Source organism: Micromonospora chalcea (genome assembly GCF_028768405.1).
Taxonomy (GTDB): Bacteria; Actinomycetota; Actinomycetes; order Mycobacteriales; family Micromonosporaceae; genus Micromonospora; species Micromonospora chalcea.
The window spans coordinates 1149174-1174102 of the sequence record NZ_CP118233.1 but is presented as its reverse complement, the minus strand read 5'-3'; the positions used below and the strand labels follow the sequence as shown (position 1 = coordinate 1174102).

The following is a 24929-nucleotide window of genomic DNA, read 5'->3' as shown; positions in this document are numbered from 1 at the left end:
AGGGTGGGGCGATGGATCATCGTCAGTGGATGGTCGTCGGCGCGCCGTCGAGCGCCGGCGCGCACACCCCGGGTGTCGAGCGCGCCCCGGCCGCCCTGCGCGCCGCCGGCCTGCTCGACCTGCTGCGCGACGGGGCGGACGTCGAGGACTGCGGTGACGTGCCGGGCTTCCGGTGGCGGCCCGATCCGGCGTACCCGAGGGGGCAGAACGCGGGCGCGGTGGCCGCCGTCGCGTCGGCGGTGGCCGACCGGGTCGCGGGCGCGCTGGGCCGGGGCCGCGTGCCGCTGGTGCTCGGCGGCGACTGCACCGTGACTGTCGGCCTGGTCGCCGGGTGCGCGCGGGCCGGGCTGTCGCCCGCGCTGGTGTACGTGGACGGCGGCCCGGATCTCTACACGCCGGTGACCCGCGCGAACGGCAACCTGGATGCGATGGGGCTGGCGCACATGCTGGGCCTGCCGGGGACGCTGCCTGAGGTGGCGGGCGTCGGGCCGGTGGTGCCGCTGCTGTCGCCGGAGCGCGTGGTGGTGTACGGGGATTCGCTGCCCCGGGGTGACCACGAGCGGGAGCTGGTGGCGGAGCTGGGGCTGGCGTACGTGCCCGCCGATGAGGTGCACGCCGACGCGCGGGCGGCGGCGCGCCGGGCCCGGTCGGTGGCCGAGGCCGCGGCCGAGGCGTTCGTGGTGCACTTCGACGTGGACGTGCTGCGTTTCGTGGACGCGCCGCTGGCGGACGTGCCGGAGCCGTCCGGGCTGAGCCTGGACGAGGCGGCGGTGACGCTGGCGGAGCTGGTGGCGAGCCCGCGCTTCGCCGGGTTGTCGGTCACCGAGATCAACCCGCACCATCTGCCGGACGACGAGCTGCTCCCCCGGTTCGCCGGTGTGTTCGCCGGGGCGCTGACCGAGGGCTAGGCGGTCTCCGCGAGGTGCAGCGGCAGCACCTTCGCCGCGCTCACCGCCAGGTCGCGGTCGAGCACCTCGTCGCGGGGCACGAAGACCATCGCCTGTCCCTCGCCGAGCACCACGTCCTCCTGGCGCGCGTCGGTGGTGCCGCGGAAGACGTACACGGTGACCGTGTGCGCAAAGCCGTCCTCGTGCGGGCGGGGACCGCTCCACAGCAGGTGCAGCTCCCCGGCGGTCAGCCCGGTCTCCTCCAGTAGCTCGCGCCGGGCGGCCTGCTCCGGTGTCTCGCCGGGTTCGATGCTGCCGCCGGGCAGGCTCCACTGGTACGGAGACACCGGCGCGTTGCCGTCGCGGTGCTGCATGAGGATCGCGCCGGTCCGGTCGACGAGCAGGACGAGGGCGACGTCGTATGCGGCCACTCCCCGAGCCTGCCACGCGGCACCGGCGACACGCAGCCCCCACTTTCCGCAGCATCGACCGAAAGTTCGATTCAGAGCACCAGAAGCCATAGACATATCGACATAGCTTTTGTAGCGTCAGCGCACAGGCGACGAAGGAGTGCGACCATGTGCTACGGACATGACGGACACGCCGCGCTGCAACAGTCACTTGACCGGCGTGGCCTGCTGCGCGGCTCCCTGGCGGCGCTCGCCGGGATCGGGCTCGCCACCGGGCTCGGCGCGACGGCCGCCCAGGCCGGCGGACACCACCACGGCCGGCGTCCGGTGCCGAAGGAACTGATCAGCCTCCAGCTCTGGACGGTCCGCGACGCGCTCAACGGCTCCCCCGGCTACGACGCGACGCTGGCGCACCTGGCCCGCATCGGCTACCCCCGGGTCGAGCTGGCGCTCGGCTACTTCGGCCGTACCGCCCGGGAGTTGCGCCGCTTCCTGGACGGCATCGGCATCAAGGCCAGCTCCAGCCACGACGGCATCGCCGCCGACGCCGCCGCGCTGGACCAGAAGATCGCCGACGCCCGTACGCTGGGCCAGCGGTTCATGGTGGTGCCGTACCTGAACTCCGACCGCGAGGACGACTGGAAGCGCTGGGCGGAGCAGATGAACGTCGAGGCCGCCGCGGCGCGCAAGGCGGGCCTGCGGTACGGCTACCACAACCACGCGCACGAGTTCACCATCGACTTCGGCAACGGCCGGCGGCCGTGGGACGTGCTGACCGAGGAACTCGACCCGCGACTGGTGCACCTGGAGATCGACATCTACTGGGCGGTCACCGGCGGCATCACCTCCGGCGAGGGCGTCGCCGACCCGGAGGGCTTCACGCTCGACGTGATCCGCTCGGCGCCGCAGCGGGTCCTGCAGTACCACGTCAAGGACCGCGACCCGGCCACCGGCGACATGGCCGACCTGGGCACCGGGATGATCGACTTCGCCCGGATCCTCCGTGGGCACCAGGTGCTGGAGTACATCGTGGAGAACGACACGCCGGACGTGACGCCCCAGCAGACCGCTGAGGTCGGCTACCGCTACCTGCGCCGCCTGCGGTTCTGACCCCCGGCGGGGCACTGATCGCCGCCGGGCGTGACACGCTCGGGGGTGGCCGCGCCGACCGAGGGGGTACGCGATGACCGACGAGCCGGACGACGTCCACTACGACCGCCTCTACCGGGACACCGAACGGCCGCCGTGGGAGATCGGCGGTCCGCAGCCGGCGCTCGCCGCGGTCCTCGACACCGGGGTACGCGGGCCGCGCGTGCTCGACGTCGGCTGCGGCACCGGGGAGTTGGCGCTCGCGCTTGCCCGCCGCGGTCTCGACGTGACGGGTGTCGACATCTCGGCGGTGGCGATCGATCAGGCGCGGGCCCGGGCCGCCGAGGCGGGACTGCCGGCACGCTTCGAGGTGTGCGACGCCAGGGCGATCCCGGTGCCGCCGGCGCCGTACGACTCGGTGTTCGACTCCGGGCTGCTGCACTCGCTGGACCGGCGGGGCGCCGCCGTACGCGACTACCTGGCGCTGCTGCCGCGCCTGACCGCGCCCGGCGGGGCGGTGTTCGTGCTGGCGGTGTCGCCGGAGGCGGGCCAGGGCTGGGGTCTGGACGCCGACGCCCTGCGCGCGGCGTTCCCGGAGCCGCTGTGGTCACACGTCACGGTGGAGCGGATCGACGTGCTGGCCCGGGTCGAGGGCGCGGACCTGCGGCTGGCCGGCAATCTGCTGCGCGCCACCCGCTCCCCCGTCGGTCCGTAGCGGGACTGGTCCGGCGGGCGGCGTCAGCGGTGCCAGTGCTGACGTGGGGCGTAGCCCTCGCGGCGCAGCCAGTGTTCGGTGTAGACGATCCGGTCGGCCTCGATCACGACGAGCGGGTCCTCGGGCGGCTCGGACAGCGACCGGCCGCGCTCGGCGTGTTCGCTCTCCCAGTGGAACGCGGCCCAGTGGTGGGCCCGGTCCGGATGCTCCGGCCCGAGCACCCGGGCGGTGCCGAACACCTGCGCGCCGCGGCTGCTGGCCAGCCCGACCAGCGGCGCGAAGACGCCGACCGACACGCGCGGGTCGGCGGCGATGTTGCGCATCTTCGGTGAGCGCGGCGCGGCGGTGAACATCAGCGTGAAGTCGAGCGGGTAGTAGCGCACCGGCGTGGCCAGCGGGCCGTCCGGCCCGACTGTGGCGAGCACGCACATGTTCTGCGACGACAGCAGGTTGAGGATGCGTTCGGCGAGGCGGTCCCGGTCCAGCTTCCGCGTCGGCGCCGGCCCGGTCAGCCAGGGGTTCGTCAGCGGCACGGGGCGTCCTCGATCATGACGGCACCCTACCGGCCGGGTTCAGGCGCGGGCCGGCGCGGTGCTGGCCCGCAGCACCACCTCTGCGGGCAGGCGGGTGATCCGCCGGCGGCGGCCCGGGTTCTCGGTGAGCGCCAGCTCCATCGCCTTCTCGCCGAGCTGGCGCAGCGGCAGCGCCACTGTGGTCAGCGGTGGGGTGAGGTCGCGGACGATCGGGATGTCGTCGAAGCCCGCCACCGAGATGTCGCCGGGCACGGACAGCCCGTGGTCGCGCAGCGCCGCGTACGCGCCGACGGCCATCACGTCGGTGAGCGCGAACACGCAGGTGGCGTCGAGGCCACGGCCGAGCAGCTCGGTCATCGCCTGGTAGCCGCCGTCGCGGGTGAACTCCGCCTCGGCCACCGCCGCCGGGGACAGCGTCACGCCGGCGGCGGCCAGCTCGTCGCGGAACCCGCCGAACCGGTCGGCGACGGTGGTGAGCTCGGACGGGCCGGAGAGCACGGCGAAACGGCGGTGCCCGAGGCCGAGCAGCGCGCGGGCCAGCGCGGCGGCCCCGGCCCGGTTCTCCGGCAGGACGCTGTCGACCTTCAGGTTGCGGTGCCGGCTGACCACGGCGACTCGGCCGCCGCCGTCGAGGTAGGGCGTCAGCTCGGCGGCCAGCGCGCGATCCCAGCGCGGGTCCTCGAAGCCGGAGCCGATGAGCAGGATGGCCGGGGCGCGTTCGGCGCGCAGCATCGACACGTACGCGATCTCGCGTTCCGGGTCGCGGAACGTGCTGGCGAGCATGACCAGCAGGTCGTTGTCGGCGGCGACCCGCATGACGCCACCGGCGACGGCGGCGAAGTAGGGGTCGGTGACGTCGTGGCAGATCACGCCGACGCTGCGGTGCGACGCGCCGGCCAACGCGCGGGCGTGGGCGTTCGGGGTGTACGCGAGCCGCGCGGCGGCGGCCAGGACGCGGTCGTGCAGGTGCGGGGTGACCCGCCGCCCGTTGAGCGCCCGGGAGGCGGTGGCCAGTGAGACGTCGGCCGCTCTGGCCACGTCTTCCAGCGTCACGTGCGGCATCGATGAGTCTCCCTGCGGAACGTCTTGACCCGGTGTTCCGGCGTGGCTACGGTAACACCCTGAAAGCGCTTACTGAAAGCGCATTCACCGCTGGGAGGGGCACAGTGGAGCGCACACCCGTCGGGATCATCCTCAACGGCGTCACCGGGCGGATGGGCTACCGGCAGCACCTCGTCCGGTCCCTGCTGGCCATCCGCGACCAGGGCGGCGTGCCCGCGCGCGACGGCAGCCGGATCTGGCCCGAGCTGACGCTCGTGGGCCGCGACGCGGGCCGCCTGGCCGAGATCGCCGAGCGGCACGGGCTGTCGGCGTACACGACCGACCTGGACGCGGCGCTCGCCGACGACGCCCACCAGATCTACTTCGACGCCCAGGTGACCGCCGCGCGGGAGAAGGCGATCCGGGCGGCGATCGAGGCCGGCAGGCACGTCTACACCGAGAAGCCGCTCGCCGAGGACTTCCTCGCCTCGCTGGAACTGGCCCGGCTCGCCGCCGCCAGGGGCGTCCGCAACGGCGTCGTACAGGACAAGCTGTTCCTGCCCGGCCTGCGCAAGCTCAAGCGGCTGGTCGACGGCGGCTTCTTCGGCCGGATCCTGTCGGTGCGCGGCGAGTTCGGCTACTGGGTGTTCGAAGGCGACTGGCAGGCCGCGCAGCGTCCGAGCTGGAACTACCGCGCCGAGGACGGCGGCGGCATCACGCTGGACATGTTCCCGCACTGGCACTACGTGCTGGAGCAGATCATCGCCCCGGTCACCGCCGTCACCGCCGTCACCGCCACGCACATCCCCGAGCGCGTCGACGAGAACGGCGGCCACTACCGCGCCACGGCCGACGACGCCGCGTACGGCATCTTCGAACTCGCCGGCGGCATCGTCGCGCAGATCAACTCCTCCTGGGCGGTCCGTGTGCACCGCGACGAGCTGGTCGAGTTCCAGGTCGACGGCACGCACGGCAGCGCTGTCGCCGGGCTGCGCGACTGCCGCATCCAGCACCGGGGCGTCACCCCGATGCCGGTGTGGAACCCCGACCTGCCGGTCACCGAGCCGTTCCGCGCGCAGTGGCAGACAGTGCCGGACAACGGCGAGCACGACAACGCGTTCAAGGTGCAGTGGGAGGCGTTCCTGCGGCACGTCGTCGACGACGAGCCGTTCCCGTGGGACTTCCTGGCCGGCGCGCGCGGCGTGCAACTGGCCGAGGCCGGGCTGCGCTCGGCCCGCGAGGGGCGGCGGGTGCAGATCGAGGAGATCCCCCGGTGAGCACGCGCATCACGCTGCCGGCGCCGGACGGCGGCTCCGAGAAGCTGACGCTACGGGAACCGCCCGCCTGGCGCCGGCCGTCCGGGCCGCCGGCCAGCCGGATCGCGTACGCGGCCGCGCACGTCGTCGCCGACCCGTACGCCGACAACTCCCCCGGCCGCCCGGCGGGCCTGGACTGGGACGCGACGCTCGCGGTGCGGCGCGACCTGTGGTCGTGGGGGCTCGGTGTGGCCGAGGCGATGGACACCGCGCAGCGCGGGATGGGGCTGGACTGGACGGCCACCCGCGAGCTGATCCGGCGCAGCGCCGCCGAGGCCGCCTCCTGCGGCGGGCGGATCGTCGCCGGGGTGGGCACCGACCAGCTCACCGGCGTCCCGCGCACGCTCGACGAGGTCGTCGCCGCGTACGCCGAGCAGCTCGCGGTCGTGCAGGGGTACGGCGCCACGCCGGTGCTGATGGCCAGCCGGCACCTCGCCGCGCTCGCCACCGGCCCGGAGGACTACCTGCGCGTCTACGAGCGGGTGCTGCGGGAGGCCGGCGCGCCGGTGGTGCTGCACTGGCTCGGCGACATGTTCGACCCGGCGCTGTCCGGCTACTGGGGCTCGACCGACCTGGACGAGGCCGCCGCCACGTTCGCCGCGCTGGTGCACGCCCACGCCGACCTGGTCGACGGCGTGAAGGTGTCGCTGCTCGACGCCGGGCGGGAGGTGCGGCTGCGGGAACTGCTGCCGCCGACGGTGAAGGTATACACCGGCGACGACTACCACTACCCGGAGCTGATCGAGGGCGACGGGAAGCTGTTCAGCCACGCGCTGCTCGGCGCGTTCGCGGCGATCGCTCCGGCCGCGTCGGCCGCGCTGGCCCGGCTCGACGCGGACGACAGGGCCGGGTTCCGGGCGATCCTCGACCCGACGGTGCCGCTGTCCCGGCACCTGTTCGCCCCGCCGACGCCGTACTACAAGACCGGCATCGCGTTCCTGTCCTGGCTCAACGGCCGGCAGCCCGGCTTCACCATGGTCGGCGGCCTGCACGGCGGGCGCGGCGTCCCGCACCTGGTCGAGGCGTTCCGGCTGGCCGACGCCGCCGGGCTGCTGCTCGACCCCGAGCTGGCGGCACAGCGGATGCGCGCGTACCTGGACGTGGCGGGCGTGCCCGGATGAGCGCCGATCCCCGGCTGGCCCGGCTGTCGCTCAACCAGCGCACCACGCACCGCTGGTCGGTGGCGCAGGCGGTCGACGGCTGTGTCCGCGCCGGCATCCCGGCGATCGGGCTGTGGCGCGAGCCGGTGGCCGAGATCGGCGTACCGGCCGCGGCGCGGCTCGTCACCGACGCCGGGCTGCGGGTGTCGTCGCTGTGCCGGGGCGGGTTCCTCACCGCCGCCGACGACGCCGGACGGGCCGCGGCCCTGGCGGACAACCGGCGCGCGATCGACGAGGCCGCCGCGCTGCGCGCCGCCTGCCTGGTGCTCGTCGTCGGCGGGCTGCCGCCCGGCTCCCGTGACCTCGCGGGCGCCCGGCAGCGGGTCGCCGACGCGCTGGCCGAGCTGGCCCCGTACGCGGCTGCGCGCGGGGTACGCCTCGCGCTGGAGCCACTGCACCCGATGTACTGCGCCGACCGGGCCGTGCTGTCCACGCTCGGGCAGGCCCTCGATGTGGCCGAGGCGTTCCCGGCCGAGCAGGTCGGCGTCGTGGTGGACACGTTCCACGTCTGGTGGGATCCGGACGTGTGGCGGCAGATCGCCCGCGCCGGGACGCGGATCGCGAGTTTCCAGATATGCGACTTCCTCACCCCGCTCCCGGCCGACGTGCTGCTGGGGCGCGGCATGATGGGCGACGGGCACATCGACTTCCCGCCGCTGCGCCGCGCGGTGGAGGCCGCCGGATACTCGGGCGACGTCGAGGTGGAGATCTTCAACGCCGAGGTGTGGGCCACCGACCCGGACCAGGTGCTCGCCACCATGACCGCCCGGTACGTGGATCTCGTGCTCACCGACTGACTCAGTGTCACGAGTCCGGCCTGTCGGATAAATCAGGTGGCCGGTCCCCCGGATCCGGGGGCAGGATCGGGATCATGGCATCCCCGCACCTCATCACTCCGATCACCTCCGACCTGCTGCGCGGCGCGCTCGACCTGGAACAGACCGCCGACGGGGTGCTGCCGCACCGGCTGCCCGCGTGGGCCCGGGCGCAGAACATCGACCCGCAGCTGACGACGGCGGAGGCGATGCCCTCGGGCGTACGGCTGGTGTTCCGCACCCGCGCCACGACCGTCGAGCTGGACGTGCTGCCGATGAAGATGGTCTACCGGGGCACCGGGCCACGTCCGGACGGCCGCTACGACCTGGTCGTGGACGGCCGCCTCGCCGGTCAGGCCACCGCCGGTGGCGGCAAGGTGCTCACCATCGACCTGGCCACCGGCACGTCCGGCATCGAGCCCGGGCCGGTCGGCACGGTGCGCTTCACCGACCTGCCCGCCACCGACAAGGAGGTGGTGATCTGGCTGCCGCAGCGGGAGATCACCGAGCTGGTGGCGCTGCGCACGGACGCGCCGGTCGAGCCGGCCGACACGGGTGACCGCCGGGTGTGGCTGCACCACGGCAGCTCGATCAGCCACGGCTCGGACGCGGAGAGCCCCACCGGCACCTGGCCGGCGGTGGCCGCCACGCTGGCCGGCGTGGAGCTGGTCAACCTGGGGTTCAGCGGCAGCGCGCTGCTCGATCCGTTCACCGCCCGCGCGATGCGCGACACCCCGGCCGACCTGATCAGCGTCAAGATCGGCATCAACGTGGTGAACGCCGACCTGATGCGGCTGCGCGCGTTCGGCCCGGCCGTGCACGGCTTCCTGGACACCATCCGGGAGGGGCACCCGCACACGCCGCTGCTTGTCGTGTCGTCGATCCTGTGCCCGATCCAGGAGGACACGCCCGGCCCGGGCGCTGTCGAGTTCGTCGACGGGAAGGTGCGGTTCCGGGCCACCGGCGACCCGGCCGAGGTGGCATCCGGCCGGCTCACGCTGCGCGTCATCCGCGCCGAGCTGGCCCGGATCGTGGCGTTCCGGGCCGGCGCGGACCCGAACCTGCATTACCTCGACGGGCTGGAGCTGTACGGCGAGGCCGACTACGCGGAGCTGCCGCTGCCCGACGAGCTGCACCCCGACCCGGCCGCCGACCGCCGCATCGGCGAGCGGTTCGCCGCGCTGGCGTTCGGACCGAAGGGACCGTTCGCCGCCGCGCAGTGACGGACACCCGCCCACGGCGCGGTGTGACCCAGGTCACGCCGCGCCGTGATCCGTCGGAGGGGCCGTGAACGACCATCTAGGCGTGGGAGGAAGCAAACAGGACGAGGAGCGGCTGCTGCGGCGGGTCGCGCGCGGCGACCTCGGCGCGTTCGACGAGCTGTACCGGCGTACGTCGCCGTGGCTCGCGATCCGGCTACGGCGGCGCTGCGCGGACGACGGCATCGTCGCCGAGGTCCTCCAGGACACGTACCTCACCGTGTGGCGGGCCGCCGGCTCGTTCTCCGGCATCCGGCGCTCCGGTGGATCGGACGCGCCGGGCGGTTCGGCCGCCGGCTGGATCTGGACCATCGCGGCCCGGCGCCTGGTCGACGCGCTGCGCCGCCGCGCCCGCGTCCAGGAGGTGCCCACCGACGTGCTTCCGGTACGCAGCGCGCCGGCCGCCGAGGACGAGGCGCTCGCCGGGTCGTTCGGCTCGGAGGTAGGAGCCGCGCTGGACGCGCTGGCCCCGGAACTGCGGGCGGTGCTCGCCGCGATGGTCCTGGACGGACTGACCGTCCGGGAGACATCGGTCCTGCTGGGGGTGCCGGAGGGCACCGTGAAGAGCCGGGCGCGGCGTGCCCGCAACGCGCTACGGGAGGCACTGGCATGACCGCTCACGTTCCCCCGCCGGCACTGGTCGCGTACGCGGCGGGCAGCCCCGACGACGCCGCCGCCTGGACGATCGAGGTGCACCTGGAGGGCTGCGCCGAGTGCCGCGACCGGCTCGGCGAGCTGGCCGCGCCGCCGCTGCGGGCGCTGCTCGGCGACGCCCGGGAGGCGATCCTGGCACAGGCCCGCACCGGGCCGCGACCGGTGCCCCGGCGACCGCTGCGACGGTGGTGGCTGCGCTGGACCGACTGGTCGCTGCTGGCCTGGGCGGCGATGACGTGCACGGCGATCCTCGCCGCGGTGCTGCTGGACCGCAACTACCCCGAGCAGCCCTCGACGGTGCTGCTGCTCGCGCCGGTCGCGCCGCTGGCCGGGCTCGCGGTGGCCTGGTCCCGACGCGCCAATCCGAACTGGGAGGTGGTCGCCGGCACCGCCCGCGCCGGGCTGGAACTGCTGCTGCGCCGTACCCTCGCGGTTCTGCTCCTGGTCGCGCCCGTGCTCGCGGTGGCCGGGCTGGCGGTCGGCCGCAACCCCGCGCTGTGGCTGCTGCCCTGCCTGACGTTCACCGCGGCGACGCTGCTGCTCGGCAGCCGCGTCGGGGTGCCGCTGGCCGCCGCGCTCCTCGGGGGCGGCTGGCTCGCAGCGGTCGCGGCCATGTCGTTCACCGGCGCCGCCGACGCGGCCCGCGCCGCCGCCACGACCGAGGCCCTGCTCCGGCCCGCGACCATGCCCGCCTGGGCGGCGGCCGCCGTCGTGCTCACCGTGCTGACCACGCTGCGCGCCGAACACCTGCGGCGGCCCGCCGGCTGACGCCGGCCCCCCGGAACCACGCCACGGCGCCCCGCCGGCGCCGCGGACGACCCTGCCCCGAGAAGGAGACGACATTGGTACGCGCAGTGAGCGCCGACGAGGTGGCGCCGACCCGGCACGCCTGGCGGATCGAGGCGGTGGGACTGTCGGTGAAGGCCGGACGGCACCTGGCCGTCGACAACCTCGGCCTGACGCTCGGCACCGGTGTGCACGGGCTGCTCGGCCCCAACGGCGCCGGCAAGAGCACCCTGATGCGCGCGCTCGCCACAGTGGTCAAACCGCACGGCGGCACGCTGCGGCTGCTCGGCGCGGACGCCGCCACAACCCGTGAGCTGCGGCCGATGCGCCGCCGGCTCGGCTACCTGCCGCAGCAGTTCGGCTACTACCCCCGGTTCACCGTCCGGGAGTACGTCGAGTACGTGGCCTGGCTGCGGGAGATGCCGGCCTCGGCGGTGCCGGGCGCGACCCAGCGGGCCATCGACCGGGTACGCCTCACCGACCGGGCCGACGCCAAGCTCAAGTCGCTGTCCGGCGGCATGCTGCGCCGGGCCGGCATCGCCCAGGCGATCGTGAACGAACCGGACCTGCTGCTGCTCGACGAACCGACAGTCGGCCTGGACCCGGAACAGCGGGTCGAGTTCCGTGAGCTGATCCGCGAACTCGGCGCGGACGCCTGCGTGCTGGTCTCCACCCACCTGGTGGAGGACGTGGTCGCGGCCTGCTCCGACGTCATCCTGATGGACCAGGGCACCCGCGTGTTCCAGGGCCTGCCCGCCGACCTGATCCGCCACGGCGAGACCGGCGGCGTCGGCGACAGCGCCGCCGAGCGCGGCTACTCGTACCTCCTCAAGCAGCACCGGAGCGCCTGATGATCCGACAGGTACGCGTCGAACTGCGCCGCTCCAACGCGCCGACCATGGCGGTCCTGCTCCTGATCATCGGGATCCTCGGCGCCGCCAGCATGTACAGCTTCTGGCAGGGACAGTGGCTGCGGTTGGGCTACGTCCACTCCTCCGGCATGTTCCTCCTGATGCCCCTGTCGCTGGCCGGTGGCGCGGTACTGGGCCGCCGGGACCGGCGTACCCGCGCCGACGAGCTGATGAACAGCACCGGCCGGCCCCGCTGGCAGCGCGCGCTGCCCGCGATGACCGCGCTCGGCGTCGCCGTCGCGGCCGCGCACCTGCTCGTGCTCGCCGGCGCCGGCGCGGTGGTCGCCTTCGACGGCGCCTACCTCGGCGTACGCGGACTCGCCGGGCCCCTGACCGACGTGCTGGTGCTGGTGGGCGCGGCCTGGGTGGGGGTGGCCGTCGGCCGGCTGTGGTCCTCGCCGCTGCTGCCGCCGCTGCTGGCCGCCGCCGGCCTGGTCGCGCAGGAGGGCACCGCCATGCTCGGCGGTCCGGGCAGCACCAGCCGGCTGTCGAACGCCTCCCTGATGATCTCCTGGCCGCCGGACACGCCGTGGGAGACGCTGTCCGACCGGCTGCTGCTCAGCCGCCTCGCGCTGGGCGTCGGGCTGGTCCTCGCCGGGCTGCTGCTGGCGGCGGGCCGGTCGTGGCCGGTCCGGGCCGGGGCGCTCGCGAGCCTCGCCGGGGGCGTGGCGGGTCTCCTGCTGATCGGCGTGCCCGGCCCGACCGGGATCTGGCAGCTCGATCCGGACGCACGCCGCTTCGTCTGCGCCGACGGCACGCCGCAGGTGTGCGTCACCGCCGTCAACGCGCACCTGCTGCCCGAGATCACTCCCGAGGCCCGCCGAGGGCTCAAGGCGCTGGCAAAGCTGCCGGACGCGCCGGCCCGCGCGGTGGAAGTGCGGCTGGACACCGTCGGCAGCAACGACAGCGAGCAGTGGCACCGGCCCAAGCCGGCACCCGGCACCGTGCAGTTCCTCCTGGAGGTCGACCCGGACACCGGCCGGGCCGCCGACGTGGCAGAGCGCATCGCCCTGGGCGGCGGCACCATGTGGTACGGCTGCGGGCGCAGCGGCGACGACATCGCCCCGGCGATCGCCGCGGCCTGGCTGCTCGACGCCGAGACGGTGCGGCTGTGGGACTCCTGGACCGGATACCGGTACGCCGACGAGAAGCAGGAGGAGATCCGGGACGGGGTGCGGCAGCTGCGCGCGCTGCCCGAGCCGGAGCAGCTGCGGCGCATCACCGCGCTGCGGGACGCCGCCGCGCGCTGCGAGCCGGACCTGATGCCGGCGCTCACCGGACGGGCCGCGCCGTGACCCGCTGGCTGCCGCTGTACGTGCGGTCCCGCCGGCTACCCGCCGCCCTGGCCGGATCCGCTATCGCCGTCGCCGTGATGGCCGTCGCCTGGTCCGGCTTCACCGACCGCCCCGAGGTGCCCGCCGGCCTCGCCGTGCTCACCACCGCGCTGGCGGTCGCGCCGCTCGGGCCGACGCTCGCCGGCAACGACCCGGCGCTGGAGCGCACCGCCGCGTGGCAGTGGGCGCCGCGCCGGGCCGGGCACCTGCTCGGGTACGGCGTGGTGGTGGTCGGTCTGCTGGCCGCCGCCCGCGTTCTCGGCGCCGACTTCGGGCCGCTGGACGTGCTGGCCCGCAACACGGCCGGGCTGATCGGGCTGGTCGGCCTCGGCGCGGCGCTGGCCGGCGCCCGGGCCGCCTGGCAGGCGCCGACCGCCTGGGCCGCCATGGCGTCCTTCATGGCCGCGCCGGGCGGGCCGGAATGGCGGCAGGCGGCGCTGTGGATGGCGCAGGAGCCGGGCAACCGAATCGCCGCGGTCACCGCCACGACGTTCCTCCTCGGCGGCGTCGTCGCCTACGCGCTGCGGGTGGGCCCACAGGTGGCGGCGGCCGAGGCGGCGCTGGAACAGTGACGCGCCGGGCCTCGTCGCACGCCTACCACGCGGCGAGGCCCGGCCGCTGTCAGGTCAGCGGCACCCAGGCCAGGCTGGTCATGCCGGCCAGGGCGGTCGCCTTGAGACCGGCGTCGGAGACCGTCCAGAGCACGCCGTCGATCATCAGCGAGCGGCGGATCGGCGTCCGCTCGCCGCCGTCGGCCAGGCTCCCCGGATGGTCCACCGCGCCGGCCACTGTGAATCCCTTGTCGCCGAGCCGCAACGCCAGCACGCCGCCGGACGGCGGGCGCTTCGTGCCGTCGGGCCCATCGGTGTCCACGCCCGACTGCATCACCGGGATCACCACCAGCCGCTCCGGCGGCCAGTAGAGGAACGCGTGCGGGTCGTGCTCCGCCTCCGACCAGCCACGGGCGACGTGGTGCTGGGCGATCCGGGTGGGCCGGGCCGGGTCGGCGACGTCGAACAGCGACACCTGGGTGCCGGTCACCTGCCCCTGGCCGGTCGCGTCCTGGCCGACGCCGATCAGGCGGCCGTCGCCGGCCGGGTGCAGGTACGCCGAATACCCGTTGATCTTCAGCTCGCCGGTCACCCGGGGCGCGGCCGGGTCGCGCAGGTCCACGCCGTACAGCGGGTCGGTCTGCCGGAACGTGACCACGTATCCGGTGCCGCCGACGAACCGCACCGCGAAGATCCGCTCGCCCTTGCCGAGGCCGGTGACCGTGCCGACCCGCTTGAGCGTGGGACCGTCGGCGCGCAGCACGTAGACGCCGGACTGGGAGGACCTCTCCCGCCTCCACGTGTCGCCGGTGGTGGTGGCGACCCGCAGGTGACCGTCCCACTCGGACAGCGCGTACTGGTTGATCAGCCAGCCGGGCACCGACCCGGCGGCGACGAAGCGCGGCGTGCCCGCGGCGGTGTCGAACTGATAGATCTCGGTGCTGACGTCGCGCGCCTCCGGTGACGCGGCGCGCCACGTCCGCCAGCGCTGGTCGGCGGCGACGTAGAGGCGTCGACCGTTGCTGTACACGGTGTCGCCGTCCGCGAACACGGTGACCGGGTCACCGGCGCCGAGCGCGGACGCGGCCAGGTCGAAGCTGAGCACGGTGAGCGTCGAGGCGGCGGAGAAGCCGGCCGGCCGGCTCACCCGGTCGCAGCCCACCCGACCGCTGCCGACAGTGCGGACACTGTCGCGGATCTCGTAGCGGGGCAGCCAGTCGTCGAGCGTGGCCTTGTCGACGACCCCGCGGTTCGCGGCGATCCGCTGCGCGTCGGTACGCTCCCCCGGCTGCTGCGGAAACTCGAGCCGGTGACCGGAACTGATCACGATGCGGGCGGTCGCGCCGACCTGCCGTGCGTCGACCATCCGGCCGTCGACCCGGTACTCGCCGACGACGCGCGGCGCTGCGGCGAGGTCGACCAAGACCAGCCGGGCCTGCCCGACCACGCCGGGTGCGGGACGCCGACCGGGCACCGTGGACTCTGGGACCCTTCCGGCGCGCAGCAGCACGAGCGCGCGGTCCCCGTGCAGCAGCAGGCTGCCCTCCTGCCCGGAGAACCGGTCGGCGGCCGGATCGAGCGCCAGCCGGCCGGTCTGCCGGCGGGTCGCCGGGTCGACGACCGTCAGCACGCCCCGGCCGTACGTGACGATGCGCCGGCCGTCGGTCTTGACCAGGTCCGGCTCGTCCACGCCGGCCTCGTGCACGTTCGTCCCGGAGAAGTCCGGAGTGGACGCCGGCCCGGCCGCCTTCTGGGCGCCGCTGTCGGCCCCGGCCTCCGCGCCGAACCGGAGCAGGTCGCGGCCCGGCCCGAGACCCCACGGTCCCACCGCCGCCCGAGCGGCCGCCCGGATCTGCCGTAGCGCCTCGTCGCAGGAGTCGAACGCGACGAGCCGCAACCCACCGGCCGGAACGGGCCGGCCGGTGGGCGGCGGATCGGCCGACGGTGACGCGGTGCAGCCACCGAGGGCCAGCGCGGCGGCCAGCGTCCATCCGATCGTCCGGAATCTGCGAAAGGTCATGGGCCGTCAGACGTGGCCGCGGCGAGCACGGTTCCCGGCCGAACGCGCTCAGCCGCCGGCCATCGCGCCGAGCACGATGAACGGCTCCTTGCCCTTGACGACCTCCTCGGGCAGCGGCTCGTCCGGCGACTCGTTCGACAGGTCCAGCTCACAGGCGTAGAAGCGGACGAACGGCCGGCGCTTCCCGCTGTGCCGGTCGCGGATCGTGCCGAGCAGCATCGGGTACGCGGCCTCCAGCGCGTCGAGCACCTCCCGCTGGGTCGGCGGCCCGGCCACCTCGACGCGTACCTCGCCGGTGACGTGCGCCAGGTTCTTCAGGTGCGCCGGCAGCACCACCCGGATCACGGCAGCACCTGGACCTCGACCGAGAGCACGCCCGGCAGGTCCCGCACGATCGGCGCCCAGGTGTCGCCGCCGTCGGCCGAGTGATAGACCTGACCGCCGGTGGTGCCGAAGTAGATCCCGCAGGGGTCGAGCGTGTCGACGGCCATCGCATCGCGCAGCACGTTGACGTAGCAGTGCGACTGCGGCAGCCCTTCGGTCAGCGGCTCCCAGTGCTCACCGCCGGTACGGCTGCGGTAGACGCGCAGCTTGCCCTCCGGCGGGTAGTGCAGCGAGTCGCTGGTGATCGGCACCACGTAGACCGTCTCCGGCTCGTGCGCGTGCACCGCGATCGGGAAGCCGAAGTCCGTCGGCAGGTCGCCGCTGATCTCCCGCCAGTTGCCGCCGGCGTCGTCGGTGCGCATGACGTCCCAGTGCTTCTGCATGAACAGCGTGTCCGGCCGGGACGGGTGCTGGGCGAGGCGGTGCACGCAGTGCCCCACCTCGGAGTCGGTGTCCGGGATCTCGCCGGAACGAAGTCCCTTGTTGATCGGCAGCCAGCTCGCGCCGCCGTCGTCGCTGCGGAACGCGCCCGCCGCCGAGATCGCGACGTAGATCCGGTCCCGGTCGGCCGCGTCGAGGATGATCGTGTGCAGGCACATCCCGCCCGCACCGGGCTGCCAGGACGGGCCGGTCGGATGCTGCCGCAGCGCGGTCAGCTCGGACCACTTCTGGCCGCCGTCGGTGGACAGGTAGAGCGCGGCGTCCTCACCGCCCGCGTACACGGTGTCGGGGTCGTGGCGGGACGGCTCCAGGTGCCAGATCCGCTTGAACTCCCACGGGCGCGGGGTGCCGTCGTACCAGAGGTGCTGCCCGACCTCGCCGCTGTAGGCGAAGTCGTTGCCGACTGTCGTCCAGTTCCGGCCACCGTCGTCCGAGCGCTGGATCAGCTGCCCGAACCAGCCGCCGGACTGGGACGCGTAGAGCCGGTCCGGTTCGACGGGTGAACCTGTGAGGTGGTAGATCTCCCATCCGCCGAAGTGCGGTCCGTCGACGGTCCAGTCGTCGCGCTTGCCGTCCGACGTCAGAATGAACGCGCCCTTGCGCGTGCCGACAAGTACCCGTACGCCGCTCATGTCTCGTCCTCCATCCAGGTGTCTTCCCTGCACTGACCGCGGGCCTCGCCGAAACTCATCGTCGTGGTACTCCCAGGCTTGACATTTCTCCGCCGGACGCGCGGCGGCCGGGCGCCACGCCGGTACGGCGGGAATGTCGGAGGCTGCGGCTAGCGTGCGGGCATGACCGGTCCCGGAGACGTTCCGCCCGAGCACCTCGACCGCCTGCGCCCGGTCTGCCTCGGCCTGCCCGACGCCTACGAGGAGCCGGCCTGGGTGGGTGTGCGGTGGCGGGTGCGCGGCCGCACGTTCGCCCACGTGCTCACCGTCGACCCCGGCCACCAGGCCGCGTACGCGCGGGCCGCGGCGACCGACGAGCCGGTCTGCGTGATGACGTTCCGCTCCCCCGGCGACGAGATCGCCGGGCTGCTCGCGGCCGGGCCGCACTTCTTCAAGCCGGACTGGGCCGCCGACGTGGTCGGCCTGCGACTCGACGCGGACACGGACTGGACCGAGGTCGCCGAGCTGCTCACCGAGAGCTACTGCGTGCTGGCCCCGAAGAAGCTGGTCGCCCTCGTCGACCGGCCCGGCTGAATCAGCCGAGCTTCTTGCGCAGCGTCTCGAACGCCAGGTCCGGCCGCAGCGGCACGCCGAAGCGCTCATCGCCGTACGGGAACGGGCTCAGCTCGCCGGTGCGGACGTAGCCGCGCCGCTCGTACCAGGCGATCAGGTCGTCGCGCTGGACGATCACGGTCATCCGCATCTCACCGGCGTGCCACTGCTGCGTCGCGTATCGCTCGGCCTCGGCCAGCAGCTCCCGGCCCAGGCCGCCGCCCTGCCGGCCGGGGGCCACCGCGAACATCCCGAAGTAGACGTGGTCGTCGCGGCGTTCCAGCTGGCAGCAGGCGAGCAGGTCACCGTCCTGCTCGGCGACCAGCACCACGCCGTCCGGGGCGGTGACCGCCGAGGCGACCATGTCCGGGTCGGTGCGCTGCCCGGCCAGCAGGTCCGCCTCGTGGGTCCAGCCCTGCCGGCTGCGCTCACCCCGGTACGCCGACTCGATCAGGTCGACGAGGGCGGCCACGTCGCCGGGGCGGGCGACCCGGACGGTACGGGATGCGGGGCTGGTCATGGCGGTTCTCCACGGTCGCGGCTGCGTACCTGGTCAGCGTACGCACGCGGGCGTTGCGGGCGGCGGCCGGGACCACGGGGCGGGACGGCTGGTGGTTCACTGCCCGGCATGGAGACGACGATCGGCACGGCGGGCCTGCCCGCGGTCCTCGACCTGCCGGCCGCGCCGGTACGGGGAGGCCTGGTGGTGCTGCACGGCTCGCACGCCGGGCAGCGTTCCCACTTCCTGTACGCGCACCTGGCCCGGCTGCTGCCCAGGGCCGGGATCGCGGTGCTGCGCTACGACCGCCGCCCCCGCGTCGACGGGCACGACGTGCCGCTGGCCGACCAGGCCGACGACGCCTCCGCCGCGCTCACCGAGCTGCGCCGGCACGTCGGGGCGGTCCCGGTCGGGTTGTGGGGGTTCAGCCAGGGCGCGTGGGCGGCGGCGCTGACCGCCACCCGGCACCCGGTTGACTTCCTGGTCCTGGTCGGTTGCAGCGGGGTGAGCCCCGCGAGGCAGATGCGCTACGGCACCGCTGAGCAGTTGCGCCGGCACGGGTACGGGCCGGCCGACGTGGTTGAGCTGACCCGGCTGCGCGCGCTCGCCGAGGACTACCTGCGCGGCGACGTGCCACGCGCGGTGGCGCAGGCGGAGCTGGACGTCGCCGTGCGCCACCCCTGGTTCCCACTGGCGTCCCTGCCCGAGGAACTGCCCGCCACGCCCGGCACGTGGACCGACATGGACTACGACCCGGCGCCGGTGCTGGCGCGGCTGACCTGCCCGGTGCTGCTCTGCTGGGGCGAGACGGACGCCTGGATCCCGATCGAGGACAGCCTCGAGGTGTGGCGGCGGGCGGCCCGCGACGCCGAGCTGACGGTGGCCCGGCTGGCGGGGTGCGACCACGCGCCCACGCTCGGCGAGGGTGAGGACCTGGACAGCGTCAGCCCGCAGTACGAGCGGGTGCTGTTGGACTGGCTGGACCGCCTGCTGCCGCCGGCCGGCTGAGCGGGCTGCCGGTCCCGCCTCCAATTCTCCGCGCGCCGCGCCGCCGCCGACGGCTAGCCTGCCGGGCATGGATGCCGCGCTGCCCACGTTCGAGTTCGCCTTCCCCGGCCCGCTGCGCGACCAGCTCGTCGCCGCGGTGCTCGACGGGAGCAAGAGCACCACTACCGCGCTGGTCCAGGACTACGAGATCGACGGCGAGCCACTGCCGGCCGTCGGTACCCGCTCGGCGGTGATCGACTCCGACAGCCGGCCGGTGGCGGTGATCGAGCTGGTCGAGGTCCGCGTCGCCCGCCTCGGCGACGTCGATCTCGACCACGCGCGGGACGAGGGCGAGGGCTACGAGTCGGTCGCCGCCTGGCGGGCCGGCCACGAGCGGTTCTGGCACGGCGAGGACTACCGCGGCTGGCTCGGCGACCCCACGTTCACCGTCGACGACGACACCATGGCCGTGCTGGAACGCTTCCGCCTGGTCGAGACGCTCTGACCGCGCGCCCGGCTCAGGGGGCGGCGAGCCAGGCGCGCAGCTGGTCGCCGTGCTCGTCCAGCTCCGGGGGCGGCAGCTCGTAGCGCGGCGGGGTGCCGGACAGGCCGATCGGGTTGCGGATCCCCGGCACGCCGCCGGTCGTCGCCACCGGCTCCAGGCCCAGCCCCTGCGCCAGCGCCACCCCGTCGGCCACAGAGTTGATCGGGCTGCACGGCACGCCCGCCGCGCGCAGCTCGCCGAACCACTCCGCGCTGCCGCGCCGGGACAGCGCCGCCACCAGCAGCGGCCGCAGCTCGTCGCGGTGCGCGACGCGGTCGGCGTTGCGCCGGAACCGCGCGTCGCCGGCCAGTTCCGGCACGCCCAGCACCCGGCAGAGGGTACGGAACTGCGCGTCGTTGCCGGCGATCACCACCAGTTCGCCGTCGGCGGTGGGCAGCGGCTCGTACGGCACGATGCTCGGATGCGCGTTGCCCATCCGGTGCGGCTGCGCGGCCCCGGCCACGTGCGCGCTGGTGTGGTTGACCAGCCCGGACAGCGCCGAGGAGAGCAGGTCCACCGTGACGTGCTGCCCGCGCCCGGTCTCCTCGCGGTGCCGCAGCGCGGCCAGGATCCCGACCGCCGCGTGCAGCCCGGCGATCACGTCGAACACCGCGACGCCGGCCTTGTAGGGCGGGCCGTCCGCGTCCCCGGTGAGGCTCATCAGCCCGGCGGCGGCCTGCACCATCAGGTCGTACCCGGGCAGGTCGGCGCCCCCGGCGGCGCCGAAGCCGCTGATCGAGGCGTACACCAGGCGGGCGTTGCGGGCGGTGACCGTGTCGTGGTCGAGGCCGAAGCGGCGCAGCGCGCCCGGACGGAAGTTCTGGATCAGCACGTCGGCCCGGTCGGCCAGCCGGTGCGCCAGCGTCAGGTCGCCGGGGTCGGTCAGGTCGAGCACCAGTGAGCGCTTGTTGCGGTTGACCGCCAGGTAGTAGGTGGAGACGTCGTCGCGGACCGGGGGCCGCCAGCCGCGGGTGTCGTCGCCGCCCGGTGACTCCACCTTGACCACGTCCGCGCCGAGGTCGGCCAGGAGCATCGTCGCGTACGGTCCGGCGAGGATGCGGGAGAAGTCGGCGACCAGCACCCCGTGCAACGGACCCGACATGCCGACCCCTTTCTCGCCGCCGACCACGATGACACATTCCTGACGGCCCACCCGGCCGGGGTGGGCCGTCCGGCTACGGTCGCCTCGGGGACGTACCGGAAAGGGGTGCCCGTGCCGCTGCTCAGCCGGCTCGCCGAAGCCACCGACGAGCGCCCGGGCGCGATCCGGGTGCAGGACCGCTCGCTGTCCTGGGTGGAGCTGCGCCGGGCGGCCACCGCGGTCGCCGACGACCTGCGCGGCGCGGCCCGGGTGGCGGTGCCCGCGACGGCGACCCTGGAGACGGTGGTCGGCGTGGTCGGCGGGCTGCTCGCCGGCGCGGCGGTGGTGCCGGTGCCGCCCGACGCCGGGCCGATGGAACGCGACCACATCCTGCGCGACTCCGGCGCGGAGGTGCTGCTGGCGGTGCCGGGCACACGGGAAGCCCATTCGCCGCCGCTCGTGCCGCTGGATCTGGCCCGGCGCTCGGACACCAGCCATCCCGAGCCCGACCCGGCGGCCACCGCGCTGATCCTCTACACCAGCGGCACCACCGGCGCGCCCAAGGGCGCGGTGCTGTCCCGCCGCGCGGTCGCCGCCTGCCTGGACGGGCTCGCCGACGCCTGGGCCTGGACGCCGGACGACCTGCTGGTGCACGGGCTGCCGCTGTTCCACGTGCACGGGCTGGTGCTGGGCGTGCTCGGCCCGCTGCGCGTCGGCAGCCGCCTGCGCCACGTCGGCCGTCCCCACCCCGAGCGGTACGCGGCGGCGGGCGGCTCGCTGTACTTCGGCGTACCCACGATCTGGTCGCGGATCGCGGCGCAACCCGCGGCGGCGCGGGCGCTGCGCGGCGCCCGGCTGCTCGTGTCCGGCAGCGCGGCGCTGCCCGACCCGGTCTTCGCGGCGCTGGCCGGGCTGACCGGGCACCGGCCGCTGGAGCGGTACGGCATGACCGAGACGCTCGTGACGGTGAGCGCCCGCGCGGACGTTCCCCGGCGGCCCGGCACCGTGGGTGTGCCGCTGCCCGGCGTGCACACCCGGGTGCGGGACGAGCACGGCGACCCGCTGCCCGCCGACGCGATGGGCGAGCTGCAGGTACGCGGCGGCACGCTGTTCGACGGTTACCTGAACCGGCCGGACGCCGACGCAGCTGGTCGCACCGCCGACGGCTGGTTCCGCACCGGCGACGTCGCCACGGTCGACCCGGACGGCGTCCACCGCATCGTCGGCCGGGCCGCCACCGACCTGATCAAGAGCGGCGGGTACCGGATCGGGGCCGGCGAGGTGGAGGACGCGCTGCTGGCCCACCCGGGTGTGCGGGAGGCGGCGGTGGTCGGCACGCCCCACCCCGACCTGGGGCAGCAGGTGACCGCGTACGTGGTCGGCGACGGCGTGGCCGAGGCCGAGCTGATCGACTGCGTGGCGCGGCACCTGTCCGCGCACAAGCGCCCCCGGCAGGTGCGGCTGGTCGGCGCGCTGCCCCGCAACGCGATGGGCAAGGTGCAGAAGACCCTGCTGACCGAGGCGTGAGCGGCCCTCTCAGCGGGCCGCTGCCGCGCGGCGGACCTGACGGCGGGCCTCGTCCGCCGGCACGCCTGTGGCACGCAGCAGGTCGTTGGCGACGGTCCGCAACTGCGAGACCACGATGGTGCCGGAGAAGCCGATCTCCTGCCGGCACGCCTCGCCCGCGTCGCGGACCGCGCGCAGCACCCGCTCCCGGGCGGCGACCGGCTCCTCGGCGGCCAGGAACGCCCGGTGCAGCAGCCGGATCGCCTCGCTGAAGTGCTCCAGCGCGGCGGGCAGGTGCGGCGGCACCGGCTCCCGGTCCCGTAACGCGGTGCCGATGCGGCGCACCATGCCCCGGCTGTTGCGGAACGCCCGGTCCAGGTGCTCGGCGCCGTGCCGATACGCGGCCAGGGCGCGTCGTCGCCGCCAGCGCACCGGGGAGAACCGGACCACCTCGTCGGCGGCGCCGACCATCTCGTCGATCCGGTCCAGTTCCGTCTCGGCGGCGCGCATCCGGGCCAGCACCTCGTCGGCCGCGCACACGTCGGCGTGTGCAAGCGCCTCCGCCGACGCGGTCATCTGACTGGCGAACGTGTCGAGCGCCGGGTCTGCCACGCGGCGGACCGCGCGCAGCGGGTTCAGCGGCGCGATCACCAGCACCACGAGCAGGCCGACGGCGCCGCCGACGAGCGCGTTGAGGGTCCGGGGCAGCTCCAGGTCGGGCGACACCGGGGTCAGCGTGGCGACCAGCACCGCCGTACCGCCGGCCTGGGTGACGAGCGCGCCGGTACCGCGTACGAGCACCGCCGCGGAGACCGCCAGGAACACGATCACGCCGGTCTGCCACGGCCCGGTGCCGAACAGATGCACCAGCAGGTCACCGACGACGATGCCGAGGACCACCCCGACCACCAGCTCCACGGTCCGCCGGGTGCGGTTGCCGAGCGAGGCGGCGATGACGCTGACCGCCGCGGCCGGCGCGAACGTCGGGTCGGGGTTGCCGAGCACCTCGCGGGCCACCGTCCAGGCCAGCGTGGCCGCGAGGCCGGCCTGGACCGCCACGATGAAGTACGTGCCCAGTCGCCGGCGGCTGGACCGCCCGGCGTCGCGTACCCGGTCGACGGCATCCCGCATGCGGCCGGGTACCCGCGGTCGCCCGCCCGAACCTCACCCGGGGTACGCCATCGTGCCGGTCAGCGCCACCACGCCGGGCAGCCGGGTGTCCTGGCGCAGGAACTGCACCACCACCGGGACCGGGGAACGCAGCACGCAGCCGTACGGGCGGTCCAGTCGCACCGCCTCCGGGTCGATCAGGTCGTTCACCCGTACGTGCCGGATCCGGCGGGCGCCGACCAGTAGCCGGTACGGTCCGACCGGTTCGACGTCCTGGTAGTAGAAGTCCAGCTCCAGCTCGGCGTCCTCGTCGGCGGCGTTGAGCACGCAGAGCTGGTCGAAGGCGGTGAACGCCGGTTCCGGGCCGTGCGCGGGGAACGGCACGTGCCCGCCCGGCACCACCCAGACCCGGGCGCCGACCGGCGCGCTCACGACTCCTCCAGCAGCCGGGCCAGGTCCGGGGTGAGGAACACCCCGTCCGGGTCGAGCCGGCGGCGCACCGCCTGGAAGTCGTCCCAGCGGGGATAGAGGGGACGCAGCTCCCGCGCGCCGAGCCAGTGCTTCTTGCCCCAGTGCGGGCGTCCGCCGTAGTGCCGGAACACCGCCTCCATGTCCCGGAAGTACTCGTCGTACGGCAGCGAGGTGTTCTGCAGGCAGGCGATCGTGGTGGTGGGGCGGCCGTAGGCGTTGCTGAGCCAGATGTCGTCGGCGGCGATGGTGCGGACCAGGACCCGCCAGGCGGCCACCCGGCGGTGCCGGTCGCGCACCCGGCGGCGCACCTCGGCGAAGCAGGCCGGGAACGCCTCCGACGGCAGCATGTACTCGATCTCCTCGAAGCGCAGCTCCCGGTGCCGGGGAATGGTGCGGTGGGTGGGCCCGACCTGGCTCTGCCGCGGCTCGCCGTCCGGCAGCCGGGGCTGTGCCCGGTCCGGCGCGGCGTCCGTGTCGGTGCGGTTGATCACCCGGATCTGCGTCTGGTCGCTGCGCGGGTACCAGTAGAAGTCCATGTTGCGGTTGGTGTGCTGCAGCACGGCGAGGTGGTCCAGGGTCCAGTCCAGGTGCGCGCACCAGGAGCGGCGGTGCAGTTGGTAGGTCGGCTGCACGTCGAGCGTGACCTGGGTGACCACGCCGAGCGCGCCGAGGGAGAGGCGCACCGCCGGCAGCAGCTCCGGGTTGCGCCGCGCGTCGACGTCCAGCACGTCGCCGGTGCCGGTGACCAGGCGCACGCCGGTGACCTGGGTGCTCAGGTTCCCAAATCCGATGCCGGTGCCGTGGGTGCCGGTGGCGGTCGCCCCAGCGATCGACTGGTAGTCGACGTCGCCCAGGTTGTCCATGGCCAGCCCGGCGTCGTAGAGCCCTTCGCCCAGCGCCCGCAGCTTCGTGCCGGCCCACGCGGTCGCGACCCGCCCGTCGTCGGAGATCACCCCGGCCATCCGGTCCAGGCTCAGCAGGATCCCGTCGGTACGCACCAGCGGGCTGGACGAGTGCCCCGAGCCGACCGGCCGGACGGTCGCGCGCGTGGCCCGGGCACGGCGCACCAGGTCGCACACCTCGGCCTCGTCGGCCGGCTCGGCCCGGTCCGCCGGTGTAAAGCGGAGACTGCCGGACCAGTTCACGAACTCGCGTGTCACAGCGGCCCCTCCCCGGCCCGCTTACCCGTGCCCGCGCCGGGT

At 74.6% G+C, this 24929-nt stretch carries 27 protein-coding genes; 16 read left to right on the top strand and 11 right to left on the bottom strand.

Going from position 1 to position 24929, the window contains the following annotated elements:
* Positions 1 to 11: 11 nt before the first annotated feature.
* A complete protein-coding gene (locus PVK74_RS05485; protein WP_274478366.1) occupies positions 12 to 908 on the top strand; it encodes an arginase family protein in 897 nt (298 codons plus the stop codon).
* On the opposite strand, the gene PVK74_RS05480 is transcribed toward PVK74_RS05485, so the two are convergent.
* Positions 905 to 1318 carry an NUDIX hydrolase gene (locus PVK74_RS05480; protein WP_043324225.1) on the bottom strand — a complete coding sequence of 138 codons (414 nt, stop codon included), beginning with the start codon at positions 1316 to 1318 and terminating at the stop codon, positions 905 to 907. The two genes, PVK74_RS05485 and PVK74_RS05480, sit on opposite strands and share 4 nt — an antisense overlap.
* 147 nt (positions 1319 to 1465) lie before the next feature.
* On the opposite strand from PVK74_RS05480, the gene PVK74_RS05475 reads away from it, so the two are divergent.
* Both PVK74_RS05475 and PVK74_RS05470 read left to right on the top strand, forming a co-directional pair.
* Positions 1466 to 2407: a sugar phosphate isomerase/epimerase family protein gene (locus tag PVK74_RS05475; RefSeq protein WP_274478364.1), complete on the top strand. Its 942-nt coding sequence runs from the start codon at positions 1466 to 1468 to the stop codon at positions 2405 to 2407.
* A gap of 73 nt (positions 2408 to 2480) precedes the next feature.
* Positions 2481 to 3101 carry a class I SAM-dependent methyltransferase gene (locus PVK74_RS05470; protein WP_187693013.1) on the top strand — a complete coding sequence of 207 codons (621 nt, stop codon included), beginning with the start codon at positions 2481 to 2483 and terminating at the stop codon, positions 3099 to 3101.
* A gap of 23 nt (positions 3102 to 3124) precedes the next feature.
* On the opposite strand, the gene PVK74_RS05465 is transcribed toward PVK74_RS05470, so the two are convergent.
* Both PVK74_RS05465 and PVK74_RS05460 read right to left on the bottom strand, forming a co-directional pair.
* Positions 3125 to 3634 carry a pyridoxamine 5'-phosphate oxidase family protein gene (locus PVK74_RS05465; RefSeq protein WP_274478361.1) on the bottom strand — a complete coding sequence of 170 codons (510 nt, stop codon included), beginning with the start codon at positions 3632 to 3634 and terminating at the stop codon, positions 3125 to 3127.
* A 39-nt stretch (positions 3635 to 3673) separates the two neighbouring features.
* The gene (locus PVK74_RS05460; RefSeq protein WP_064446046.1) at positions 3674 to 4696 is read right to left on the bottom strand and encodes a LacI family DNA-binding transcriptional regulator; all 1023 of its coding nucleotides are present in this window, start codon (positions 4694 to 4696) and stop codon (positions 3674 to 3676) included.
* Positions 4697 to 4800: 104 nt separating this feature from the next.
* Here PVK74_RS05460 and PVK74_RS05455 point away from each other — a divergent pair, with 104 nt between their 5' ends.
* From PVK74_RS05455 to PVK74_RS05415, 9 genes are all read left to right on the top strand, one after another.
* Positions 4801 to 5952: a Gfo/Idh/MocA family protein gene (locus PVK74_RS05455; protein WP_274478358.1), complete on the top strand. Its 1152-nt coding sequence runs from the start codon at positions 4801 to 4803 to the stop codon at positions 5950 to 5952.
* A complete protein-coding gene (locus PVK74_RS05450; RefSeq protein ID WP_274478357.1) occupies positions 5949 to 7112 on the top strand; it encodes a dihydrodipicolinate synthase family protein in 1164 nt (387 codons plus the stop codon). Before PVK74_RS05455 ends, PVK74_RS05450 begins: the two co-directional genes overlap by 4 nt.
* Positions 7109 to 7948 (top strand): sugar phosphate isomerase/epimerase family protein, encoded by an 840-nt coding sequence (locus PVK74_RS05445; protein ID WP_209961757.1) that lies wholly within the window; start codon positions 7109 to 7111, stop codon positions 7946 to 7948. The genes PVK74_RS05450 and PVK74_RS05445 overlap by 4 nt, the downstream gene beginning before the upstream one ends.
* Before the next feature lie 74 nt (positions 7949 to 8022).
* Positions 8023 to 9189 carry an SGNH/GDSL hydrolase family protein gene (locus PVK74_RS05440; RefSeq protein WP_274478355.1) on the top strand — a complete coding sequence of 389 codons (1167 nt, stop codon included), beginning with the start codon at positions 8023 to 8025 and terminating at the stop codon, positions 9187 to 9189.
* 64 nt (positions 9190 to 9253) lie between these two features.
* The gene (locus PVK74_RS05435; protein ID WP_209961753.1) at positions 9254 to 9838 is read left to right on the top strand and encodes an RNA polymerase sigma factor; all 585 of its coding nucleotides are present in this window, start codon (positions 9254 to 9256) and stop codon (positions 9836 to 9838) included.
* A complete protein-coding gene (locus tag PVK74_RS05430) occupies positions 9835 to 10647 on the top strand; it encodes a cupin domain-containing protein (protein ID WP_209961750.1) in 813 nt (270 codons plus the stop codon). Before PVK74_RS05435 ends, PVK74_RS05430 begins: the two co-directional genes overlap by 4 nt.
* 74 nt (positions 10648 to 10721) lie before the next feature.
* Entirely contained in the window at positions 10722 to 11516 is a 795-nt protein-coding gene (locus PVK74_RS05425; protein ID WP_209961748.1) for an ABC transporter ATP-binding protein, read from the top strand.
* Positions 11516 to 12871 (top strand): hypothetical protein, encoded by a 1356-nt coding sequence (locus PVK74_RS05420; RefSeq protein ID WP_209961746.1) that lies wholly within the window; start codon positions 11516 to 11518, stop codon positions 12869 to 12871. Before PVK74_RS05425 ends, PVK74_RS05420 begins: the two co-directional genes overlap by 1 nt.
* Positions 12868 to 13482: a hypothetical protein gene (locus tag PVK74_RS05415; RefSeq protein WP_274478351.1), complete on the top strand. Its 615-nt coding sequence runs from the start codon at positions 12868 to 12870 to the stop codon at positions 13480 to 13482. Before PVK74_RS05420 ends, PVK74_RS05415 begins: the two co-directional genes overlap by 4 nt.
* 49 nt (positions 13483 to 13531) lie before the next feature.
* On the opposite strand, the gene PVK74_RS05410 is transcribed toward PVK74_RS05415, so the two are convergent.
* From PVK74_RS05410 to PVK74_RS05400, 3 genes are read right to left on the bottom strand one after another with little or no spacing between them, the layout of a single operon-like run.
* Positions 13532 to 15481 (bottom strand): beta-propeller domain-containing protein, encoded by a 1950-nt coding sequence (locus PVK74_RS05410; RefSeq protein ID WP_274478349.1) that lies wholly within the window; start codon positions 15479 to 15481, stop codon positions 13532 to 13534.
* 48 nt (positions 15482 to 15529) lie between these two features.
* On the bottom strand, positions 15530 to 15826 hold the full coding sequence (locus tag PVK74_RS05405) for a MoaD/ThiS family protein (RefSeq protein WP_030502317.1): 297 nt from the start codon (positions 15824 to 15826) through the stop codon (positions 15530 to 15532).
* Positions 15823 to 16938, bottom strand: coding sequence for a WD40/YVTN/BNR-like repeat-containing protein (locus tag PVK74_RS05400; protein WP_104113139.1), 1116 nt, complete (start codon positions 16936 to 16938; stop codon positions 15823 to 15825). Before PVK74_RS05400 ends, PVK74_RS05405 begins: the two co-directional genes overlap by 4 nt.
* 162 nt (positions 16939 to 17100) lie before the next feature.
* Between PVK74_RS05400 and PVK74_RS05395 the strand changes: the two genes are divergently transcribed.
* Positions 17101 to 17511 carry an MmcQ/YjbR family DNA-binding protein gene (locus PVK74_RS05395; protein WP_043324249.1) on the top strand — a complete coding sequence of 137 codons (411 nt, stop codon included), beginning with the start codon at positions 17101 to 17103 and terminating at the stop codon, positions 17509 to 17511.
* A gap of 1 nt (position 17512) precedes the next feature.
* On the opposite strand, the gene PVK74_RS05390 is transcribed toward PVK74_RS05395, so the two are convergent.
* The gene (locus PVK74_RS05390; protein WP_064446059.1) at positions 17513 to 18049 is read right to left on the bottom strand and encodes a GNAT family N-acetyltransferase; all 537 of its coding nucleotides are present in this window, start codon (positions 18047 to 18049) and stop codon (positions 17513 to 17515) included.
* 108 nt (positions 18050 to 18157) lie between these two features.
* Between PVK74_RS05390 and PVK74_RS05385 the strand changes: the two genes are divergently transcribed.
* Both PVK74_RS05385 and PVK74_RS05380 read left to right on the top strand, forming a co-directional pair.
* Complete coding sequence (locus PVK74_RS05385; protein ID WP_274478346.1) at positions 18158 to 19036, top strand: alpha/beta hydrolase family protein; 879 nt, start codon at positions 18158 to 18160, stop codon at positions 19034 to 19036.
* 67 nt (positions 19037 to 19103) lie between these two features.
* Positions 19104 to 19520 carry an ASCH domain-containing protein gene (locus PVK74_RS05380; RefSeq protein WP_043324256.1) on the top strand — a complete coding sequence of 139 codons (417 nt, stop codon included), beginning with the start codon at positions 19104 to 19106 and terminating at the stop codon, positions 19518 to 19520.
* Between the two features lie 13 nt (positions 19521 to 19533).
* Here PVK74_RS05380 and PVK74_RS05375 read toward each other — a convergent pair whose 3' ends face one another.
* Positions 19534 to 20661, bottom strand: coding sequence for a CaiB/BaiF CoA transferase family protein (locus tag PVK74_RS05375; RefSeq protein ID WP_274478344.1), 1128 nt, complete (start codon positions 20659 to 20661; stop codon positions 19534 to 19536).
* Between the two features lie 111 nt (positions 20662 to 20772).
* Here PVK74_RS05375 and PVK74_RS05370 point away from each other — a divergent pair, with 111 nt between their 5' ends.
* The gene (locus PVK74_RS05370) at positions 20773 to 22167 is read left to right on the top strand and encodes an acyl-CoA synthetase (RefSeq protein WP_274478343.1); all 1395 of its coding nucleotides are present in this window, start codon (positions 20773 to 20775) and stop codon (positions 22165 to 22167) included.
* Between the two features lie 9 nt (positions 22168 to 22176).
* Here the strand turns inward: PVK74_RS05370 and PVK74_RS05365 are convergent, their stop codons facing one another.
* Genes PVK74_RS05365 through PVK74_RS05355 form a run of 3 tightly spaced genes read right to left on the bottom strand, consistent with a single transcriptional unit; the run spans position 22177 to position 24887 of the window.
* On the bottom strand, positions 22177 to 23277 hold the full coding sequence (locus tag PVK74_RS05365; RefSeq protein WP_209961737.1) for an FUSC family protein: 1101 nt from the start codon (positions 23275 to 23277) through the stop codon (positions 22177 to 22179).
* Between the two features lie 33 nt (positions 23278 to 23310).
* On the bottom strand, positions 23311 to 23688 hold the full coding sequence (locus PVK74_RS05360; protein WP_030502308.1) for a sensory rhodopsin transducer: 378 nt from the start codon (positions 23686 to 23688) through the stop codon (positions 23311 to 23313).
* Positions 23685 to 24887: a D-arabinono-1,4-lactone oxidase gene (locus PVK74_RS05355; protein ID WP_030502307.1), complete on the bottom strand. Its 1203-nt coding sequence runs from the start codon at positions 24885 to 24887 to the stop codon at positions 23685 to 23687. Before PVK74_RS05355 ends, PVK74_RS05360 begins: the two co-directional genes overlap by 4 nt.
* Between the last annotated feature and the right edge of the window lie 42 nt (positions 24888 to 24929).

Excerpts from the sequence above, each read along its gene's own strand:
- PVK74_RS05395 (WP_043324249.1), top strand. The coding sequence starts at position 17,101 with ATGACCGGTCCCGGAGACGTTCCGCCCGAGCACCTCGACCGCCTGCGC.
- PVK74_RS05390 (WP_064446059.1), bottom strand. The coding sequence starts at position 18,049 with ATGACCAGCCCCGCATCCCGTACCGTCCGGGTCGCCCGCCCCGGCGAC.
- PVK74_RS05375 (WP_274478344.1), bottom strand. The coding sequence starts at position 20,661 with ATGTCGGGTCCGTTGCACGGGGTGCTGGTCGCCGACTTCTCCCGCATC.
- PVK74_RS05485 (WP_274478366.1), top strand. The coding sequence starts at position 12 with ATGGATCATCGTCAGTGGATGGTCGTCGGCGCGCCGTCGAGCGCCGGC.
- PVK74_RS05470 (WP_187693013.1), top strand. The coding sequence starts at position 2,481 with ATGACCGACGAGCCGGACGACGTCCACTACGACCGCCTCTACCGGGAC.
- PVK74_RS05460 (WP_064446046.1), bottom strand. The coding sequence starts at position 4,696 with ATGCCGCACGTGACGCTGGAAGACGTGGCCAGAGCGGCCGACGTCTCA.
- PVK74_RS05380 (WP_043324256.1), top strand. The coding sequence starts at position 19,104 with ATGGATGCCGCGCTGCCCACGTTCGAGTTCGCCTTCCCCGGCCCGCTG.
- PVK74_RS05445 (WP_209961757.1), top strand. The coding sequence starts at position 7,109 with ATGAGCGCCGATCCCCGGCTGGCCCGGCTGTCGCTCAACCAGCGCACC.
- PVK74_RS05440 (WP_274478355.1), top strand. The coding sequence starts at position 8,023 with ATGGCATCCCCGCACCTCATCACTCCGATCACCTCCGACCTGCTGCGC.
- PVK74_RS05475 (WP_274478364.1), top strand. The coding sequence starts at position 1,466 with ATGTGCTACGGACATGACGGACACGCCGCGCTGCAACAGTCACTTGAC.
- PVK74_RS05420 (WP_209961746.1), top strand. The coding sequence starts at position 11,516 with ATGATCCGACAGGTACGCGTCGAACTGCGCCGCTCCAACGCGCCGACC.
- PVK74_RS05365 (WP_209961737.1), bottom strand. The coding sequence starts at position 23,277 with ATGCGGGATGCCGTCGACCGGGTACGCGACGCCGGGCGGTCCAGCCGC.
- PVK74_RS05400 (WP_104113139.1), bottom strand. The coding sequence starts at position 16,938 with ATGAGCGGCGTACGGGTACTTGTCGGCACGCGCAAGGGCGCGTTCATT.
- PVK74_RS05385 (WP_274478346.1), top strand. The coding sequence starts at position 18,158 with ATGGAGACGACGATCGGCACGGCGGGCCTGCCCGCGGTCCTCGACCTG.
- PVK74_RS05430 (WP_209961750.1), top strand. The coding sequence starts at position 9,835 with ATGACCGCTCACGTTCCCCCGCCGGCACTGGTCGCGTACGCGGCGGGC.
- PVK74_RS05410 (WP_274478349.1), bottom strand. The coding sequence starts at position 15,481 with ATGACCTTTCGCAGATTCCGGACGATCGGATGGACGCTGGCCGCCGCG.